Origin of the sequence: Nostoc sp. JL33, from assembly GCF_017114985.1 — a bacterium.
Classification (GTDB): domain Bacteria; phylum Cyanobacteriota; class Cyanobacteriia; order Cyanobacteriales; family Nostocaceae; genus Nostoc.
This window is the reverse complement of record NZ_JABXKP010000087.1, coordinates 43,994-60,304: the sequence shown is the minus strand read 5'-3', so window position 1 is coordinate 60,304 and position 16,311 is coordinate 43,994. Positions and strand designations below refer to the sequence as shown.

Below are 16,311 nucleotides of genomic sequence, written 5' to 3'. Positions count from 1 at the left end.
TAATACATTTGTCCGTTGCATCACGCTTATTTTGTATATGCCCAAAACTTACACCGTAGAAATTGATCACCAAGGCAAAATTCATACCTTGCAAGTTCCTGAAAATGAAACGATCTTATCAGTTGCCGATGCTGCTGGTTTGGAACTGCCGAGTTCTTGTAATGCAGGTGTTTGCACAACTTGCGCCGGTCAAATAAGCGAGGGAACTGTGGATCAAACTGATGGTATGGGCGTTAGTCCAGATTTGCAAAAGCAAGGTTACGTATTGCTTTGTATTGCCAAACCCCTTTCTGATTTGAAAATTCAGACGGAAAAGGAAGATGTAGTTTATCAGTTACAATTTGGCAAAGGCAAATAATCAGCCAACAGTTATCAGGATATCAGATGATTATCATAACTGAATAACTGTTTACTGAAATTACCAAATCTGATAAATTACACAAGTATTTCATCGCAGATGAAGTCAGCTATTCTAGAAACTACAAATCAACAGGATTTACCAAGATGAGGACTCATTTTATTACCGCAGAAATTGATTTACAAGAAACTCCCGCAGAATTATTAGAAGTAATTGAAACAGAGTTAAAGAAACAAGGCGAACCTCTGCGTTGGGCAGTTACTTCTGTGGATACTGACGAACAAAAAGCTACAGTTGAAGCTGTTGTTACGACAGTTAAGAGTTAGGAAAAGAGACGCGATTAAGAGAGACGCGATTAATCGCGTCTGTACAAGAGTTAGGATTTGATGGCTTGTGATTCATAAACTCATCACTCATAAAGCACTCTTAACTTAAGATGAATCGTCCATACACCGCTATCTTAATCGTACCAACTGGCGTTGGGGCTGCCATTGGGGGTTATGCAGGAGATGCTTTGCCTGTTGCCAAAGTTATAGCACAGGTTTGCGATCGCCTCATTACTCACCCCAATGTCCTTAATGGCGCTTCTTTGTATTGGAATCTCCCAAACGCTTTCTATGTTGAAGGTTACGGACTTGACAAATTCGCCTCTGGATGTTGGGGTTTGCGTCCAGTCAGAACCAACAAAGTAGGTTTGCTTTTAGACCAAGGCATTGAGCCAGAGTTGCGACTACGACATATACAAGCAGCAGATGCAGTCAGAGCAACTCTGGGATTGACGCTAACAGATTATGTAATTACAGATGCACCATTAAATGTAGAATTACGGACTACAGCATCGGGAGCTAGTTGGGGAACAATTGGCAACCCAGATACTTTGTTACGCGCAGCTGAGATATTAATAAAAAAAGCGGGTGCAGAAGCGATCGCAGTTGTTGCTCGTTTCCCTGATGATATGGACTCAGAAGCAGTACAAAAATACCGTCAGGGTGAAGGTGTTGATCCTTTAGCGGGTGCAGAAGCCGTAATTAGCCATTTGCTAGTGCGAACCTTTCAAATTCCTTGCGCTCATTCTCCCGCCCTTTTGAGCGAACCTCCACAACCTGATTTATCTCCGCGTTCCGCCGCCGAAGAATTAGGCTATACCTTTTTGCCGTGCGTCCTTGTAGGATTAAGTTGTGCCCCACAGTTTATAGTAGAGAAAAGACTGATTGGATCACAGCAAGAGGATATTTGGGTAGATCAAGTGGATGCTGCGATCGCACCTGCAACTGCTTGTGGTAGCAGTGCTTTACTGAGTTTAAGCCAAAAACAATGCCAAATCATTACAGTAGAAGAAAATAAAACTCTGATAAAAGTTTCTCCCCAAGCGTTGGGGATCAAAGCTATACAGGTAAACTCATATTTAGAAGCAGTGGGTGTATTAGTAGCACACAAAGCAGGCATTAATCCCTCCGCTCTCCGTCCCAAATTATTACCTTTGCAGTCAGTAGCCAGGAGTTAGGAGTTAAACCACGTCTATCTTGAAACCTGTAGTTCTTCCCTGATGAAAAGGATTTGCCCTCATCCTCCTGCGCCCTTATTTCACACCCTGCGGTCAGCTAAAGCTACGTCTGTCCTAGTCTTTTTCTTCTCTACCAGACCAAGGCGAACAATGCGTGAATGCGTGAATTGATTTCTCCCCCTTTTTTTATAAACCCGTGGTTGAACAACACAAACAAGAGCCAGAAATTCCATACTTGACCCGCATCCAAGTACTTGGGGCGATGGGAGTGACTGCAATCATTTTGTTGATAGTCGCCAAACTGTCGTTGCACTTTGGTAACTTTTCCCTATTTTCTTGGGACTTGAACCAAAGAGAGTTGCTGTTGGCTGTAGGGTTGGGGTTGGTCATCACCGCGTTAAGTGGCTTAACTTATCGCCTTTGGGCTGCCTATCGTAAAAGTGCAGATTATTACCTAGAAATGGTACTGAAGCCTTTAGCTTTACCAGACTTAATTTGGCTGGGGTTACTACCAGGGTTAAGTGAAGAATTATTATTTAGAGGTGTGATGCTGCCAGCTTTAGGCTCTGATCTTATAGCTGTAGTTGTATCCAGTCTTTGCTTTGGCATCTTGCATTTTAGCGGTTCGGAACAATGGCCTTATGTGATTTGGGCAACAATTGTCGGGATGATATTGGCATATAGCGCCCTACTCACAGGCAACTTATTAGTGCCAATTGTCGCTCACATTATTACCAATTGGATTTCTAGCTATTTCTGGAAAATGTGGCAATTGCGGCAATTAAAAAATAAATTTTGAGTAGGGATTAGTGCATAGGCTAGTACCGCAAGGCGGAAGTCAAAAAAAATTAAGGTTTTTTAACCCACGGAGGTGGGTTTTGCCTTGTGTAGACGCGGTTTCTAACCGCCAATTTCACTTATAACAAATTAGGTTGTTATAACCACAATCGGATCATTCATAAGTAAAGTTAAAGCTGTGAACACACAGCTTTAACTTTACTTATAACAGCTTTCGTGTTCATAATGACAGCTTCAATTTTTATAACGATTCGATTAATTTTCCTTGGCTATTTTGCCGTTTTCGTAAACTAGTAAGTTTTGTGTAGAATTTGGTGGTGAGGTTATTTACTTGATTCTAAATTGCAGCAATCCAGGTTTGATTTATGAGTCAGTCTTTTTCTCAAAACCAAGCAAGACAGAATCGTCAACAAAGGCTGTGGCAACAAAAATGGAGTTTAAAGACTAAAGCAATAGTTTGGGCACTAAGCATCAGTGTCCTTCCTGTGGTTGCAATTGGAACAGCTACTTACTACTACGGCATTAATTTAATTACCAAACAAATTCCGCGAGTCAGAGAAGAGAGTCCGAAACGTTCAACAAAAACTGAAGCTCTAGAGGAAGAACTGTCACTCTTGTTAACTGGTATGGGGGTAACAGCAATTTTGGCAGGTGCGATCGCTGTTTCTGTGACAAATCGAGCTATTAATCGAGTCAGCAACGCTGCGGCAATTTCTAATGTTATAAAAAATAAGCTACGTCCAGACAGTGATTATACTCAAATTTTCATCTCTAGCGAAGATGAATTAGTGATGTTAGAGAGAAACATCAACTTATTCACTGAGCTACTTTCAGTTTTGATACAGGAGAAAGAAGCGGAAGCTGATTACTCTCAAGTATTAATAAAAATTACCCGATGGGTTCGAGAATCATTCAATAAAGAAGATGTTCTCAAAACTACCTCAGAAGAAATTCGTAAAGCTCTAAGCATTGATCGCGTAAGCATCTTTTGTTTTAGCTCCAACTCTAATGGAACCTTTATCGCGGAATCAGTAGCACCTGGTTTACCAAAGATTTTAGGGTTTACAGTCTCTGACCCTGGATTCGAGGCAGGGTATATAGAAAAATACCAGAATGATTGCATCCGTGCTATTGATGATATCCATCAAGCCGATCTCAGTGATGGTGATATTGAGTTGCTGAAGCAATTTGGTGTCAAATCTAATTTAGTAGCACCAATTTTCAAAAGCAAACAGCTATTCGGTTTATTGATTGCACATCAGTGTTCTAGGCTTCGTTTTTGGCAGCAGTCTGAAATTGATTTGTTCGCTCAGATAGCGATGCAAGTAGGATTTGCCCTTGACTACGCCAAGCTTCTAGAACAGGTAGATACGAAGGCAGATAAAGCTCAGGTATTTATAGAAATTACCCGCAGCATTCGCCAATCGCTCAACGAAGAGGATGTGATCAAAACGACTGTAGAAGAAGTTCGGAAAGCACTGAGTACTGACCGAGTTCTGGTTTATAGCTTTAACGCTAATTGGTCTGGAATTATAATTGCCGAATCAGTGGTTCCAGGTTATCCCAAAGTTTTGCGGTCTGAAATCGAAGACCCATGCTTTGTTCAGGGTTATGTAGAAAAGTATCAGTCTGGTCGCGTTCAAGCTACAAACAACATTTATGAAGCCGATTTGCTTGATTGTCACGTTAGCTTGCTCGAATCCTTTGCTGTGAAAGCAAATTTAGTCGCTCCGATTCTCAAAGATCAACAGCTATTTGGCTTATTAATTGCACATCAATGCTCCAGACCCCGTAATTGGCAACAGCCTGAGATTGATTTATTTGCCCAGATAGCGATGCAAGTGGGATTTGCTCTCGACCATGCCAGGCTGCTGCAACGAATCGATGCTGAAGGTGTGCAAAGTCGGTTGCTGGCGGATACTATCGGCAGCATTCGCCAATCGCTCAATGAAGAGGATGTCCTCAAAACCACTGTAGAAGAGGTTCGTAAAGTACTGAGTGCTGACCGAGTACTGATTTATAGCTTTAACGCTGATTGGTCTGGAATTGTGATTGCCGAATCAGTTGTTCTCACCTACCCAAAAGTTTTGCAATCTGAAATCCAAGACCCATGTTTCGGTCAAGGCTATGTAGAACAGTATCAGCGTGGTCGCATTCTAGCTATAAACAACATTTATGAAGTCGGTTTGGCTGATTGTCACATTCAGCTGCTCGAATCCTTTGCTGTGAAAGCAAATTTAGTAGCCCCGATTATTAAAGATGAACAGCTATTTGGCTTGTTAATTGCACATCAATGCTCCAAGCCCCGTAATTGGCAACAATCTGAGATTGATTTATTTGGCCAGATAGCCGTACAAGTGGGATTTGCTCTCGACCATGCTAGGCTGCTGCAACGAATTGAAGCAGAAAGTATGCGAAGTCAGTTACTAGTGGATATTATCCGCAAGATTCGCCAATCGCTTAACGAAGAGGATGTTATCAAAACCACTGTGGAAGAGGTTCGCAAAGCACTGGGTACTGACCGAGTATTGGTTTATAGCTTTTATGCTAATTCGTTGGGAATTATAATTGCCGAATCGGTGGTTTCAGGTTATCCCAAAGTTTTGCGGTCTAAGATTGAAGACCCCTGTTTCACTCAAGGCTATGTAGAAAAGTACCAGTCTGGTCGCGTTGTCGCAGTCAACAATATTTATGAGTCAAGTTTGGCTGATTGTCACATTAAACTGCTCGAATCCTTTGCTGTGAAAGCAAATTTAGTAGCACCGATTATCAAAGATGACCAGCTATTTGGTTTGTTAATTGCACATCAGTGTTCTGGCCCCCGCGATTGGCAACAGCCTGAGATTGATTTATTTGCCCAGATAGCGATGCAAGTAGGATTTACTCTCGATCATGCTAGGCTTTTACAAGCGTATCAAGCTACTGAAGCTAACTCTAATTAATAGGTTTGTGGGAGAGCAAAAAGTAAGGGCGTACATCTGTCTATTAGACCTCTTGTATAAATAAAAAATAAGAACCCCACCCCGCCAAAGCTACGCTTTGTCTCCCCTCCCGAAGAGCGGGGAGGGGTTGGGCGTAGGGTGTTAGGGACTTTTGCAAGAGGTCTATTGTAGGACTTACGCATTAACAAGAAATACCAAATATGAATCAAGGTTAAAAACCATATCTTTCGTAAGGGCACAGAAAAAGCTCATTGGTGTCAACTTAAGCCCAAACCCTTTTAAAACCTCGTTTCTAGCCTCTGGCTGGAAATGCTCTTCAATTGCGGCTCTGCCGCAAGTCAGGGAGGCTCCGCCTCCCATTAGGCATTCCCAGTCGGAGACTGGGAACGAGACAACCAGACAACAACCAGACAATCTCTAAAAGCCGATTCTAGGCTAGCTTTCACCTTAAGTTGACACCCATGAGCATTGCTGTGCCCCTACAGCATGATCTATTTGCGTAGTTTACCGCCGTAGGCATCGCAGGATAATTAAGAAAAGCCTGAAAACTTCCTCAATAGAATTTATTGCACATCACGATGCATTTGTACAGTGCCTAAGTCCTAACGCTATGTGTATTTTTACGTTACGCTTAGTGTAACTTTTGACGAAGAAGCTGCCAGAGCGATCGCAAGTGGCAAAATCCGATGTTCCTGAATTTGAATCCTGGCGTGGAGTGTTTCTGCTGTATCATCCGGCAGTACTGGTACTGCGGCTTGCATCAATATTGGCCCACTGTCCATTTCTAAACAAGCTATATGCGCTGTACAACCAGTGATTTTTACCCCAGATGCCAAAGCTTGTTCTACAGCATGGATTCCTTTAAAACTAGGTAACAAACTAGGATGGATATTAATAATCCTCTCAGGAAAGGCATCGATGAAAACTGATGTTAATAGTCGCATCCAACCTGCCAAAATCACCCATTCTACATCATAGTGCTGCAATGTCTGCACAATTTTCTGATCAAACTCTTCTCGATTTTTATAGTTGCGGTGATTCAATAAAACAGCTTCTACGCCTCTATTGGTTGCTCTGACGGCTGCTTTAGCTGAGGGGTTATTGTAAATTAAAACTTTAATTTGAGCATTTAGCTGCCCATCTTGGATGGCTTGAGCAACTACATCAAAATTGCTGCCGTTCCCAGAAGCCATAATTCCCAGTTTTAAAGGGGCGACTAGTTGGCGATCGCTAATGCTGGGAGAAACTAAGCTAAGGGTAGAATCAGGGCGGAGGGTCATAACAGCTAAGAAGGATTATAGATGTCAAAAATATATACTAAGTCGTGGTTGGATAATGGTACAGTAGCCGCCTAGATTTTTATCACATAAATAAGTAAAATTTCATCCTTTGATTCGGCAATGTCTACTTTCATGTTGCGATGTCTACGACGGGCTACGCCTACGCTTGATTAAATTTTGCTGTAAAGATTTAGCTCATAACTCGTCCAATTGATATAAGTGATATTCTAATACTTGGTATCAAGAGAACAACACAGAGATTAAAGCAGCAGAAGATTTGATTGCGGTATAGGTGAGTTAAATGGCAAAGGTAGCGTTGCTGATTGGGGTCAGTGAGTATGAGCCAGGGCTGAACCCATTGCCCAGTGCAGTTAGAGATGTGGAAGCAGTGTATGGTGTACTGCTGCATAGCGAGATGGGCGGGTTTTCCGCGTCAGATATTACCCTGCTAAAAAATCCTGAACGACAAGTTGTAGAAATGGCGATCGAAACGCTATTCTCTGGGCGGCACAAGGATGATTTGCTGCTGCTATACTTTTCGGGACACGGCATCAAAGACGATCGCGGTAGGCTGTATCTGGCGACTCGCAACACCAGTAAGACGCGGCAGGGCGAATTGATTCGCTCAACGTCGGTGTCTGCCAATTTTATTCACGATCGCATGAGCGAAAGCCGCTCCCGGCGGCAGGTGATAATACTGGATAGTTGCTTTAGTGGCGCGTTTGCTGAGGGGATGTCTGCCAAAGATGACGGCACGATTGACATCCGGGAGCAGTTAGGTGGTGAAGGACGAGCCGTGTTGACTTCTTCTACTTCGACTCAATATTCCTTTGAGGAGCAAGGGCAAGATTTATCGATTTACACTCGTTTTTTGGTTGAAGGGATCAAGTCGGGCGAAGCCGATCGCGATCAAGATGAGTTTATCTCAATTGATGAACTCCATGAGTACGCCAGTCAGAAGGTGCGAGAACTTCAACCTGCGATGAAGCCGGAAATCTATGCAATTCGAGAAGGCTTTAAAATTCGGCTGACAAAGGTGGCTCCGGGCGATCCAAGACAGCGATATCGTAAAGAGGTAGCGCGATTTATTCACCGAGGCGAAATTTCTCTTGTTGGTCGTCGCACATTGGATTATCAGAGGACTCGCTTGGGATTGGAGACAGATGAGGCGAAGGCGATCGAAGATGAGGTGTTGGAACCGTATCGCAAGGAGTTTGGCGAAAAACTCCAGCAGTATCAGCAGGTGTTTACTGAACTACTGGAGCGAGACGAGACAATTACCGATAGCGATCGCCACGATCTGCAAATTCTCCAGCAAACTTTGGGGCTGCGAAATGAAGACACGATGCCGATTGAGGCACTAGTGACTGCACGCTTTAAGACGCATCAGCAAAACTTGGAAACGTATCAGCAAGCCTTTACAACGGCACTGCGGCAGGAGTTTCCCCTGAGTGCAGCAAGCCGCGATCGCTTACGGCAAACCCAGCAGCAATTAGAACTGGCGGATAGAGATATTGCCGCGATTGAATCTCAGATTACGGCTGAGGTAGAGGCATATCACCAGAAACTCCAGGATTACCAACGGCTATTTTTGACTGCCACGAAGCGAGAATATCCTCTCAGTGCGGCAACCCGGACTGACTTACGCCAACAGCAGCAGCGCTTGGGATTGACGGATGTAGATGTTGCACCAATTGAAGCGCAAATCACAACACAGATTGAAAGCTATCATCAAAAACTCCAGCAGTACGAACAGGCGTTTGTGAAGGCGACGCAGCGCCAGCATTATCCAGATGAGGTGACGCGGAAGCAGTTGCAGCAAACGTGGCAGACATTGGGGTTGAGTAAAGGGGATGTGGGAGCGATCGAGAGGCGGATTAATGCGGAGATTGAAACGCATCAAGCAAACTTGAGGCAATATGAGCAGGAGTTTACAGAGGCTATTCAGCAAGAATATCCGCTCAGTGCTTTTAAACGCTCTCAATTAACCCAACGTCATCAAGCGTTGAATCTGACTGCTCGGAATGTGACTGCAATTGAAAATCCAATTATTGCTGCGATCGAGGAACATCAGCAAAAGCTGCAACAGTATGAACAGGTGTTTAGAGAGTCAATTCAGTTTGAATATCCTCTTAGCGATGTTACTCGTGAAGAACTACAGCGCTTTCAACGAATTTTAGAACTAAATGATGCAGAAACATCTGCGATCGAAGCAATTATTATTCAATCATCTTCACAAGTAGAATCCCGGAAACAGCAACAGAGCATCAGGCAGCAAAAAGAGGCAGAAAAACAACAAGAAGTTGTACAACTAAAGCAGCAGGTAGAGAAACAACCCCAGCCACAGGAAGCAGAATATCGCCAAGAATTAATTAAATCTCCGATTCAGCAGTCAAGCTCTGCTCAACCCACTCAATCGGCTCAAGAGCGAATAACCCGACAAAAGTTTTTATGGGTAGGACTAGGAGGAGCAGGCTTAGTGATAGCAGTGCTAGCGGGTGCAATTTTTAGTAGTAACAATCCACAGTCTACTCCCTTGTCTAGCCCAGAGTTTATTTCTTCACAAGCACCTACTGTTCAAACAACACAAGCTTCTCAAAAAGATGCACAAAGTGAAGCCCGTAGAAGACAGCTCAATGAAGATATTCGCGCTCGCGAACAACGTAATAATGCTACTGGTGGTGATACACAGAGAGACCTAAAAGACCTAGCAAGTGAAGTTCGCTCCAAATTAGAAGCTAATATACCTAATGGTCTAATAACAGTTGATGCAGCAGAAGATGGGACTGTTACTGTAGGCGGAACCGTAAACAATCAAGATCAACTTGCTAAAATTGAACGTTTGTCGAAGGAAATTAAAGGTGTCAAAGCTGTAGTTGTGAAAGCTGTTGTTGCTCCACCAACAAATCGATAAAGCTAACAAAAATCAAAGTGAGTAGGCAGCTATAAATAGACTTACAGCAGTGGGAAAGAATTTGTGTAGGTTGGGTTGAACTTTAGTGTTACCCAACATCATCAAGGCTTGTTTGGGTTTCGTTCCTCAACCCAACCTACAATTATCGCTAACTGAACCGTATTGCTATATAGAGATAATTATGAGCCAAGGGCTTACCCAAGCGATCGCCTGTGGGAAAGTGCGATCGCTTTAGTAAGCTAGAATATTAGTACGAATTATTTTTGCTACTAGTTGGTAGGAAGATGAATGTAGAAAAACTCTTTATTTTCTTGCCACCGTCTTTAGTGGAGTTTGTCGAAAATTACAAGCCGGATAAAGGATGTAAATCTCGTTCTCAAGTAATTGAAGAAGCATTAGAATTACTGCGAAACCGAGAATTAGAGGCAGCTTACCGAGAAGCGTCTGCTGAAGTTGATAACGATTGGGATGTGACAGTGGCAGATGGTTTAACAGATGAAACGTGGTGAGGCACCGCGTTGCGGGGGTTCCCCCCGTTGTAGCGACTGCCGAACCCGTAAGGGTGATATTTATTACGCAAATCTTAGTCCGGTCATGGGTTCAGAAATGGGTAAACGTCGTCCAGTGCTAATTGTCAGTAATGATATAAATAATAGTGCTGCTACCACTATTACAATTTTACCGATTACTTCTAATGTGAGCCGTGTTTATCCCTTTGAAGTTTTGCTTAATCCAGAGGTTAGTGGTTTAACGAAGCTTTCTAAAGTACAGGCGCAGCAAGTGCGAACAATTTCTAAGCAACGAATTACTGCTGAAGTATTAGGTAGTTTAAACGAAGAGATGATGGTACTAATTGATGCGGCGTTGAAATTGCATTTGGGATTGGTTTGAGTTTGCAGAAAAATAGCGTTTCGTTCACAACACAAGCCTTTTCGTTCACAACACAAGCCTTTTCGTTCACAACACAAGTCTTTTCGTTCACAACACAAGTCTTTTCGTTCACAACACAAGTCTTTTCGTTCCTCCCCTTATAAAGGGGAGGGAACCGTATTTTCTTGTTTCCCCCCTTGATAAGGGGGGATTAAGGGGGGTAATAATTTAAATCCGCGCGTGGAATGTTTCTAGTGTATCATCCGGCATTACTGATACTGCGGCTTGCATCAATATTGGATTGGGCGGATTTGTTGGCGATCGCTAATGCTAGGAGAAACTAAGCTAAGGGTAGAATCAGGGCGAAGGGTCATAACAGCTAAGAGGGATTATAGATGTCAAAAATATATACTAAGTCGTGGTTGGATAATGATACAGTAGCTGCTTGGATTTTTCTCACACCAGCACTAATTTTGCTGGGCGTTTTTATCATTTGGCCGATCGCCTATTTGTTTTACCTCAGCTTCACTGCTGGTAGTTTCACTTTAAAAGGTACTTATTGGATAGGCTTAAAAAACTATACGCGCTTGCTACTCAACCCCGATTTTTGGCAAGTTTTGGGTAACACCTTTTATTTTACTGTTGCCACGATCATTCCCAGCTTAGTTATCTCTTTGGGATTAGCAGTGTTATTAAACCGTTCCATTCCCTTGCGGGGAACCCTGCGAAGTGCCTATTTTATCCCTTCAATTATCTCACTTGTGGCAGCCGGTTTGGGATTTCGCTGGCTGTTTCAAACATCAGGGCCAGTTAACGGACTTTTAGATTTTTTTGGCATTCCAACCATACCCTGGCTAGGAGACACATTTTGGGCAATGCCAGTACTTATTCTAATGAGTATTTGGAAACAATTAGGTTTCAATATGGTAGTTTTTTTAGCCGGGTTGCAAGCAATTCCTCCCAGTCGTTATGAAGCAGCAGATTTAGATGGAGCAAATGCTTGGCAACAATTTTGGTATATTACTCTGCCTGGATTGCGCCCGACTGTGATATTTGCAATCATCACTACCGCGATTTTTACATTGCGGAGTTTTGAGCAAGTTTATGTGATGACTGGAGGTGGGCCACTGAATTCGACTAATTTGCTGGTTTACTACATTTACCAAGAGGCTTTTGCTCAGTTTGATTTTGGTTATGCAGCAGCAGCAGCGACGGTGTTACTAGCTGTGACGCTGGTACTAGTTTATTTGCAACTGCAAACTTGGGGGGAGGAGTAGGAGTTTTGAAGTTTTTACTTTTTATATAAGCTGCGATATTCCCAAGGATTCACAAATTTAGTATCACTCCAAACGCCAAGCCGTTGTTCCTTCGCCTTAGCTTCGGCTTGTTCAACTAAGTCTCTACTAGGACACTTATTTAAATAGGGACGATACACTTTTGCTAAACCTTCTTGCAACAATACCTGTTGTACAAAAGTGCCATTTTTTAACCGGACTTCGGCAATTTTGCGCTGATAGCGATCGCTATCGGTGATATTCAAAGTCACGCGATCGCCTCCTTGTTGCACTAGTTCTTCGACGCGTTTTTGGGCTTTTACACCCCAACTAAATTGATTGCGATCGCTAATGCGTTTACTCTGCTTTTCTTTGTTAGTATGAGCTATCTCTGGCGCATCTACACAAGCAAAGCGCACACTAAAATTTTTGCCGTTGGTATCTTTAACTACTATAGTATCGCCATCACTCACTCGCTCAACCGGTTCTCCAGAAGTAGCGGTAAAGCGATCGCAGCCTATCAAACCCAAAATTATGATAGTTGCACAAAACCAATATCGCACTGGTTTAATTAATTTCTCCATTCAAAGTTACCTGCATTACCTCTGTGGGATGATACTAGCAAAATGAAAAGATATATTTGTTAACCGTTGAGATAATAAGAATTGTAACCTTCCAATTGCCAGTGGGAATTTCTGATGAACTTCTTGACTCACGTTCTGCATTTAGCTGGTTCAGGTGTCTTTGCCTATTACTCTGCTGCTCAAATTCGTGATTCTAAAACCCGCCCCAACATCCTTGCGGGGTTTCAGTTGGCCGAATCTGGCTCTGTACCGTTTTTATCTGCACTTAGCGATCGCGCAGCTGCTGAAGGCGATACATGGCTAGCCGAAAAACTAGCAAAACATGCATCAGATGAAACTAGGCATGGTCAAATTTTTGCCCACGCCTTACAACAGGTGAATAAACAAGTTATAGATTTCAAGCGTCAACCCCAAACTCCATCCCCAAAAAAATCACAACAGCGTAGTCCCTTTTTCGCAGCATTCTTTGAAGGCTACACTCAAGAACAGCTAAAACCTGCTGTGATTGATTGGGATGTATTTATGGCTAGCACATACATTCTGGAGTTAGATGCTAGTAAAGACTTTGCACGGATGGCGAAAGTATTACCTGATAACGAGCCAACCGCTCATAACTTAAAGTTAGGAATGCTTTCTATTGCCCAAGATGAAACTGGACATGCTGCTTATCTTTACGAAGCGATGATGCGACGGATGTCTGCTACTAAAGTGCAAAAACTTGTAGATATGTGGCGAACCCGCAAGGTAAACGCCTTGTTGGCAATGGTTGGCGGTATTCTCCAGCGTAACGGTGAAACGCGATCGCTAGTCCAGGATAGTGCGCCGTCGGAAATCGATTCTGAGTTGGTAGCTACGTAATGATAGATCAATACGGTTTAGTTAAGGCTTGATCCTCCCTAACCCTCCTTAAAAAGGAGGGAATTAGAGCAAGCCTTAAAAAGGAGGGATATTAGAGCAAGCCTTAAAAAATAAGGATTAAGCCCCCCTTTTTAAGGGGGGTTGGGGGGATCTTCCGGGGTAAAATATCACTAGCCCAAGTGTATTGAATTATAGATATCCTTGAGTATCTAATGTTAAAAAAGTTGAGAACATTCAACATCTAGCTTGAAAGGCAGGAAGTCTTGCCTCTGTACTTCCCACAAAAAACTATGAAAGCTGAAGCAGAAAACCATCTCAGGCTGACTTGTGAGGTAGAAACTACCCTAAAGGTGATTGGCGGACGCTGGAAAGTTTTGATTATTAGAGAATTAATGACTGGCGTAAAACGGTTTGGTCAGTTGCAACGGGCTTTACCTGGAGTTACGCAAAAGATGCTGACTCAGCAACTCAGAGAAATGGAGGAAGACGGCATTATTCATCGAGAAGTTTATCCCCAAATTCCACCCAAGGTAGAATATTCTCTAACGCCTTTAGGAGAGGCTTTGCAACCAATTCTCTATGCGATGCATGAATGGGCTGTTCAACATTTCGCTCAAAGAAATCACCATCAATATTGAGCATATAGCGATCATATTTTATTTGCTCTCCACCAACAGGCTCAAATCCCCGACTTCGTAAAAGTTGTCGGGGATCTTTTTGTTCGTAACTTATTTAGGATTGCTAGAAGTAATAAATAATAATTGCTAACTTGAAATTTTAGCTAGCAGATTTATCCGAATTACGAATTATTTTAATCATTGCTTCTTAAATATTCAATCGCTGCCTCTAATTTTGAGGAATAACTTTCAGCAAACCTTTCAAACCAAAGTCCTTCGGATGAAAGTGGATCTACTTTGGCTAACCATTCTTTTGCCTGCACTTGCAAAACCTCTAGTTGTTTGGCTTTGAGTTGTTCTTGTCGAATTCGTTCTTGTTCTAGTTCTTGGTGTCTTTTTAACTCAATAGCAGCATCTTCTTCTGCAAAATCAGCCTTAAGTTCTGCCAAAAGATTATCCATTAAAGATGCCGACTTTGGCGATGGTGGGATAAAGGATTTGGCTGTGGCTGATTTTGACTGCTGTTCTGGTTGTACTTCTTTGTATTCAGTTTGGAGTTGAGCTAACAGCTTATCAATGGAATCCATTTTTGCAATTCCTATAAATAGTAGAGCTAGTCATTAATGGCATTGAGCAACACTTCCGATAGACTCAAATCTTCCATATCTTCCATAGTAATTGTGTCACAAATATCAAACTTAGCACCAGCACCTTGAAGTTCATCGTCTAAGACTTTGAGGAAGCGGGTAGCTTGCGGATCTGTGCCGACTTGAATGAAGGAAATAGCTAGTTCTTCGTCTCGATCGATGCGCCGAGAAGCTTCAATAATCACCTTCATTACTGCTTTGCGATCGTCCGGTTCACCATCAGTAACCACTAAAATTGTTTCACCATTTGGCTTTGTTTGACCGGCTGCTTTGCGTTGTAAGTAATCATCAGTTGCGTGTTTTAACACACCTGCCAAATCAGTTGTACCAGAGGGGTCATTTTCTCGAAAAATTTGCGGTACTATGCTGGATGTCACATTTTCGTATCGCTTAAATCTACCAGAAAATACATAAATAGTGATGCCATCTGGGTCAAATTGCTCACACTTACTAGCTAAAGCTAAAGTAGATTCCTGGGCTGCAAGCCATCTACTTCTACCACCCTTTTGATCTTGGGTGGCCATGCTGCCGCTTTTGTCGATAATCAAGGTATAGTCACGATTTTCTAGCATTCTTCAATTCTCCAGTTAATATTTACTAGACTGCGGCGATCAACGCATTAATCAGTTATTGCGTTGCTCAATACATCTACAAGACTCATTTCTTCTAAGTCGTCTAAAGTGACGGTATCGCAAATATCAAATTTAGCACCGACACTTTGCAACTGGTCATCCAAAGCTTTGAGGAACTTAGTTGCTTGAGCATCTGAACCTACTTGAATGATCGAAATTGCTAATTCTTCATCACGTTCCATTTGGCGAGTCGCATGAATGATGACTTCAAACACAGCCTTGCGATCGTCTGGTTCACCATCGGTGATCACTAAAATTGTCTCTCCGTTTGGCTTCGCTTTGCCGGCTGCTTTGCGTTGAAAGTAGTTATTAAGTGCATCCTGAAGTACACCTGCTAAGTTTGTTGTCCCAGCAGGGTCATTTTCGAGAAATATCTGGGCGACTTTGGCTGAGGTGACATCATCGTAGCGTTTAAATCTACCGGAAAACACGTAAACGGTGATGCCATCGGGGTCAAACTGTTCGGCCTTTCTTGCCAAGGCGAGAGTAGACTCTTGGGCGATCTCCCATCTACTTCTACCACCCACTTGGTCGGGTGTGGACATACTACCGCTTTTATCAATGATTAGTGTATAGTCGCGATCGCTCATCATAATATTCCTCTGATTGTTACCCTGTGGTTCTAGTCTAACTCCGTTTTTTTACCAGCAAGCAAGGCTTTTAAGCATTTGTATCAATCATGCTAATCAAAAAAGCCACGCCACAGTTGATCAATGCGTTGGCATAGCCCAAAGCAGGCATCGCTAGTCTGTCTTTGTGCCCGTAGAGAATAAAATCTTCCTAGTCCCTAGTCCCCAATCCCGTGCAAACACTAAAAGTTAGAGATTGGTTTGGTTGTTGCATCCGTATTTAATCTGGGAATAATAAATACTACTCATGCTGATACACAGGGAGCTAAATAAACGTGAGTTCGACAAACCTCTCCCTGTCTTGAACTTTCGTTCAAGTCTGTCCCTCTCCGAGTCGGAGAGGGACGGTTTTGCGTAGTAAAACCTTCTTAGAGGTTTCTTTATTGCTCAATTTTAGAGATAAA

17 protein-coding genes and 1 pseudogene are annotated in these 16,311 nt (G+C 42.7%); 13 read left to right on the top strand and 5 right to left on the bottom strand.

Going from position 1 to position 16,311, the window contains the following annotated elements; translation table 11 throughout:
* The first annotated feature begins 37 nt into the window (after positions 1-37).
* The 5 genes from HWQ23_RS25710 (at position 38) to HWQ23_RS25690 (ending at position 5,602) form a co-directional block, all read left to right on the top strand.
* On the top strand, positions 38-358 hold the full coding sequence (locus HWQ23_RS25710) for a 2Fe-2S iron-sulfur cluster-binding protein (protein ID WP_229485518.1): 321 nt from the start codon (positions 38-40) through the stop codon (positions 356-358).
* Positions 359-504: 146 nt separating this feature from the next.
* On the top strand, positions 505-684 hold the full coding sequence (locus HWQ23_RS25705; RefSeq protein WP_292834679.1) for a hypothetical protein: 180 nt from the start codon (positions 505-507) through the stop codon (positions 682-684).
* Between the two features lie 110 nt (positions 685-794).
* Positions 795-1,862: a DUF3326 domain-containing protein gene (locus HWQ23_RS25700; RefSeq protein ID WP_292834676.1), complete on the top strand. Its 1,068-nt coding sequence runs from the start codon at positions 795-797 to the stop codon at positions 1,860-1,862.
* A gap of 196 nt (positions 1,863-2,058) precedes the next feature.
* On the top strand, positions 2,059-2,661 hold the full coding sequence (locus tag HWQ23_RS25695) for a CPBP family intramembrane glutamic endopeptidase (RefSeq protein ID WP_292834673.1): 603 nt from the start codon (positions 2,059-2,061) through the stop codon (positions 2,659-2,661).
* Positions 2,662-3,025: 364 nt separating this feature from the next.
* On the top strand, positions 3,026-5,602 hold the full coding sequence (locus tag HWQ23_RS25690; protein ID WP_292834670.1) for a GAF domain-containing protein: 2,577 nt from the start codon (positions 3,026-3,028) through the stop codon (positions 5,600-5,602).
* 620 nt (positions 5,603-6,222) lie between these two features.
* On the opposite strand, the gene purN is transcribed toward HWQ23_RS25690, so the two are convergent.
* Positions 6,223-6,882 (bottom strand): phosphoribosylglycinamide formyltransferase, encoded by a 660-nt coding sequence (gene purN / locus HWQ23_RS25685; protein ID WP_292834667.1) that lies wholly within the window; start codon positions 6,880-6,882, stop codon positions 6,223-6,225.
* Positions 6,883-7,183: 301 nt separating this feature from the next.
* Here purN and HWQ23_RS25680 point away from each other — a divergent pair.
* The 6 genes and pseudogenes from HWQ23_RS25680 to HWQ23_RS25655 form a co-directional block, all read left to right on the top strand.
* Positions 7,184-7,867, top strand: a pseudogene (locus tag HWQ23_RS25680) (caspase family protein); the annotation flags it as partial.
* 1,518 nt (positions 7,868-9,385) lie between these two features.
* Positions 9,386-9,796, top strand: coding sequence for a BON domain-containing protein (locus HWQ23_RS25675; RefSeq protein ID WP_292834725.1), 411 nt, complete (start codon positions 9,386-9,388; stop codon positions 9,794-9,796).
* An 85-nt stretch (positions 9,797-9,881) separates the two neighbouring features.
* Entirely contained in the window at positions 9,882-10,031 is a 150-nt protein-coding gene (locus HWQ23_RS25670) for a hypothetical protein (protein WP_292834664.1), read from the top strand.
* Positions 10,032-10,080: 49 nt separating this feature from the next.
* A complete protein-coding gene (locus tag HWQ23_RS25665) occupies positions 10,081-10,305 on the top strand; it encodes a CopG family transcriptional regulator (RefSeq protein WP_292834661.1) in 225 nt (74 codons plus the stop codon).
* Complete coding sequence (locus HWQ23_RS25660) at positions 10,292-10,687, top strand: type II toxin-antitoxin system PemK/MazF family toxin (protein ID WP_292834658.1); 396 nt, start codon at positions 10,292-10,294, stop codon at positions 10,685-10,687. The genes HWQ23_RS25665 and HWQ23_RS25660 overlap by 14 nt, the downstream gene beginning before the upstream one ends.
* A gap of 374 nt (positions 10,688-11,061) precedes the next feature.
* Complete coding sequence (locus tag HWQ23_RS25655) at positions 11,062-11,943, top strand: carbohydrate ABC transporter permease (RefSeq protein WP_292834655.1); 882 nt, start codon at positions 11,062-11,064, stop codon at positions 11,941-11,943.
* A 14-nt stretch (positions 11,944-11,957) separates the two neighbouring features.
* On the opposite strand, the gene HWQ23_RS25650 is transcribed toward HWQ23_RS25655, so the two are convergent.
* Entirely contained in the window at positions 11,958-12,524 is a 567-nt protein-coding gene (locus HWQ23_RS25650) for a thermonuclease family protein (protein WP_292834652.1), read from the bottom strand.
* Positions 12,525-12,638: 114 nt separating this feature from the next.
* Here HWQ23_RS25650 and HWQ23_RS25645 point away from each other — a divergent pair, with 114 nt between their 5' ends.
* Both HWQ23_RS25645 and HWQ23_RS25640 read left to right on the top strand, forming a co-directional pair.
* The gene (locus tag HWQ23_RS25645) at positions 12,639-13,382 is read left to right on the top strand and encodes a ferritin-like domain-containing protein (protein ID WP_292834649.1); all 744 of its coding nucleotides are present in this window, start codon (positions 12,639-12,641) and stop codon (positions 13,380-13,382) included.
* A gap of 290 nt (positions 13,383-13,672) precedes the next feature.
* Entirely contained in the window at positions 13,673-14,020 is a 348-nt protein-coding gene (locus HWQ23_RS25640) for a winged helix-turn-helix transcriptional regulator (RefSeq protein ID WP_292834646.1), read from the top strand.
* 173 nt (positions 14,021-14,193) lie between these two features.
* Here HWQ23_RS25640 and HWQ23_RS25635 read toward each other — a convergent pair whose 3' ends face one another.
* From HWQ23_RS25635 to HWQ23_RS25625, 3 genes are read right to left on the bottom strand one after another with little or no spacing between them, the layout of a single operon-like run.
* Positions 14,194-14,586 carry a salt stress protein, Slr1339 family gene (locus tag HWQ23_RS25635; RefSeq protein WP_292834643.1) on the bottom strand — a complete coding sequence of 131 codons (393 nt, stop codon included), beginning with the start codon at positions 14,584-14,586 and terminating at the stop codon, positions 14,194-14,196.
* Positions 14,587-14,612: 26 nt separating this feature from the next.
* Complete coding sequence (locus HWQ23_RS25630) at positions 14,613-15,218, bottom strand: vWA domain-containing protein (RefSeq protein WP_292834639.1); 606 nt, start codon at positions 15,216-15,218, stop codon at positions 14,613-14,615.
* A 47-nt stretch (positions 15,219-15,265) separates the two neighbouring features.
* Entirely contained in the window at positions 15,266-15,871 is a 606-nt protein-coding gene (locus HWQ23_RS25625) for a vWA domain-containing protein (RefSeq protein ID WP_292834636.1), read from the bottom strand.
* Between the last annotated feature and the right edge of the window lie 440 nt (positions 15,872-16,311).

What these genes read in the sequence shown, in the direction of transcription:
- HWQ23_RS25710 (WP_229485518.1), top strand. Translation starts at nt 38, where the DNA reads ATGCCCAAAACTTACACCGTAGAAATTGATCACCAAGGCAAAATTCAT.
- HWQ23_RS25705 (WP_292834679.1), top strand. Translation starts at nt 505, where the DNA reads ATGAGGACTCATTTTATTACCGCAGAAATTGATTTACAAGAAACTCCC.
- HWQ23_RS25700 (WP_292834676.1), top strand. Translation starts at nt 795, where the DNA reads ATGAATCGTCCATACACCGCTATCTTAATCGTACCAACTGGCGTTGGG.
- HWQ23_RS25690 (WP_292834670.1), top strand. Translation starts at nt 3,026, where the DNA reads ATGAGTCAGTCTTTTTCTCAAAACCAAGCAAGACAGAATCGTCAACAA.
- purN (WP_292834667.1), bottom strand. Translation starts at nt 6,882, where the DNA reads ATGACCCTCCGCCCTGATTCTACCCTTAGCTTAGTTTCTCCCAGCATT.
- HWQ23_RS25665 (WP_292834661.1), top strand. Translation starts at nt 10,081, where the DNA reads ATGAATGTAGAAAAACTCTTTATTTTCTTGCCACCGTCTTTAGTGGAG.
- HWQ23_RS25660 (WP_292834658.1), top strand. Translation starts at nt 10,292, where the DNA reads ATGAAACGTGGTGAGGCACCGCGTTGCGGGGGTTCCCCCCGTTGTAGC.
- HWQ23_RS25655 (WP_292834655.1), top strand. Translation starts at nt 11,062, where the DNA reads ATGTCAAAAATATATACTAAGTCGTGGTTGGATAATGATACAGTAGCT.
- HWQ23_RS25650 (WP_292834652.1), bottom strand. Translation starts at nt 12,524, where the DNA reads ATGGAGAAATTAATTAAACCAGTGCGATATTGGTTTTGTGCAACTATC.
- HWQ23_RS25645 (WP_292834649.1), top strand. Translation starts at nt 12,639, where the DNA reads ATGAACTTCTTGACTCACGTTCTGCATTTAGCTGGTTCAGGTGTCTTT.
- HWQ23_RS25640 (WP_292834646.1), top strand. Translation starts at nt 13,673, where the DNA reads ATGAAAGCTGAAGCAGAAAACCATCTCAGGCTGACTTGTGAGGTAGAA.
- HWQ23_RS25635 (WP_292834643.1), bottom strand. Translation starts at nt 14,586, where the DNA reads ATGGATTCCATTGATAAGCTGTTAGCTCAACTCCAAACTGAATACAAA.
- HWQ23_RS25630 (WP_292834639.1), bottom strand. Translation starts at nt 15,218, where the DNA reads ATGCTAGAAAATCGTGACTATACCTTGATTATCGACAAAAGCGGCAGC.
- HWQ23_RS25625 (WP_292834636.1), bottom strand. Translation starts at nt 15,871, where the DNA reads ATGATGAGCGATCGCGACTATACACTAATCATTGATAAAAGCGGTAGT.